Below are 1,674 nucleotides of genomic sequence, written 5' to 3'. Positions count from 1 at the left end.
CATGTAGGAGCGCGCCCTGCGCGCGAATCGCGGGCAGGGCCCGCTCCTACAGGTCGACGCCGGATTTCCCGCCCATGCCGGACAGCCCCCTCTCCCGCCTGTGGGAGAGGGGGCGGCGTTGATCCGAAGCACAGCCGCCGCCGGGTAACGCCATTCGCGCGGCACGAATCACGGACAAGATCCGCGCCTACGAATGGCGGCGCAGCCCCGAGAGCCACTGCAGCAGGCCGCGGCGCGGTGCGTGCACCGGCGTTTCCACCAGCAGCGCCGCGCTGGCCTGCTGGCGGTAGTCGAGCAGGCGGGCCATGGCTTCGGCGATCTCCTGGCGCGCTTCCAGGCAGGGCTGCAGGGCCTGGCCGTCGATGTGGTACAGGCGGCCGTCGCTCAGGGCGGCGAAGCGTGCCTGCCAGCCGCTGTGGCTGAGCACCCCGGCCTCGCCTATGACCTCGCCCGGGCCCATGCGCCCGGCCTCGACGCTGCCGGCGTCGCGCGGCAGGGTCACGCTGACCACGCCGGATTCGAGGATCAGCAGGTCGTCGCTGACCTCGCCGACCTCCAGCAGCACCTCGCCGGCCTTGAACGCCCGCGGGCGCATGTGCTCGGCCAGGGCGTCCTTCTCTTCGTCGTTCAGCGCGGCGAACAGCGGCGACTCGCTGAGCAGGCGCCGCGCCCGTGACTGCAGGGCGTGCGCCGCCTGCACCTCGGGCACGCTGAGCAGGCTGATGCCGGCGGCCTGCAGGTGGCGGAAGGCCAGGTCGTGGAGCTGGTTGCGCACTTCGCGCTTCTCGCCCATGGCGGCCACGTAGCCGCTCATCTCGTACTCCACGCCGTTGCCGCCGGCCTTGCGGATGCTCACGCTCGGCGCTGGATTGGGCAACAGGGTGCGGCAGCCGCGCAGGGCGCGCTCCAGGGCCTCGATGACCGGGCGCGGGCGCACCAGCGGGCTGATCTCCAGCACCACGCTGACGCCGTAGAGGTTGGCCGGGCGGCTCAGGTTGAGCAGCCTGGCCTTGGCCGCCAGGGAGTTGGGGATCACCGCCAGGCTGCCCTGGGCGGTCTGCAGGTAGGTGGAGCGCCAGTCGATCTCCACCACCTTGCCCTCGGTGCCGTCGATGGAAATCCAGTCATCCAGCTGGTAGGGCTTGGTGGTGTTGAGGATGATCCCGGAGAACACGTCGCTGAGGGTGCTCTGTAGCGCCAGGCCGAGCACGATGGCGACCACCCCGGAGGTAGCCAGCAGGCCCTTCACCGGCAGGTCCAGGGCATAGCCGGCGGCGGCGATGATGGCGACGAGGAAGATCAGCGCGCCTATCACTTCCTGCAACAGCCGCCCGGCATGGCCCACCCGCTGCAGCAGCAGGGCGCCGATCAGCACCGTCAGGCAGCGCGCGCCGAACAGCCACCAGAGAATCTGCAGCGCGGTGGCCACCAGGTGGCTGGGCAGGTCCTCCGGCCAGGGCGCCTTCTGCAGCGGGCTGACGCCGGCGTTGAACAGCAGCAGGCTGAACAGCAGGAAGAACCCCAGGCGCAGCGCCACCCGCCAGCCGTGCGGCTGCTCGGCCAGCAGCCGCCAGAGCGCCAGGTCGAACAACAGCAGGGCAGGGGCGACGAACAGCGGGTGGTCGGCGAGAAGGGCGGGCATGCGGGCGGGCTCCGGGGGCCTGGGCCTTATGA

Annotated in this window: 1 protein-coding gene; it reads right to left on the bottom strand. The window is 71.3% G+C overall.

Going from position 1 to position 1,674, the window contains the following annotated elements; translation table 11 throughout:
* Positions 1–187 precede the first annotated feature (187 nt).
* Positions 188–1,642, bottom strand: a complete 1,455-nt coding sequence (locus DK254_RS05735; protein ID WP_109933016.1) for a mechanosensitive ion channel family protein — start codon at positions 1,640–1,642, stop codon at positions 188–190.
* Positions 1,643–1,674 lie beyond the last annotated feature (32 nt).

The organism is Pseudomonas sp. RW407 (genome assembly GCF_003176655.1).
Lineage (GTDB): Bacteria > Pseudomonadota > Gammaproteobacteria > Pseudomonadales > Pseudomonadaceae > Pseudomonas > Pseudomonas delhiensis.
This window is presented reverse-complemented; position numbering and strand designations above follow the sequence as displayed.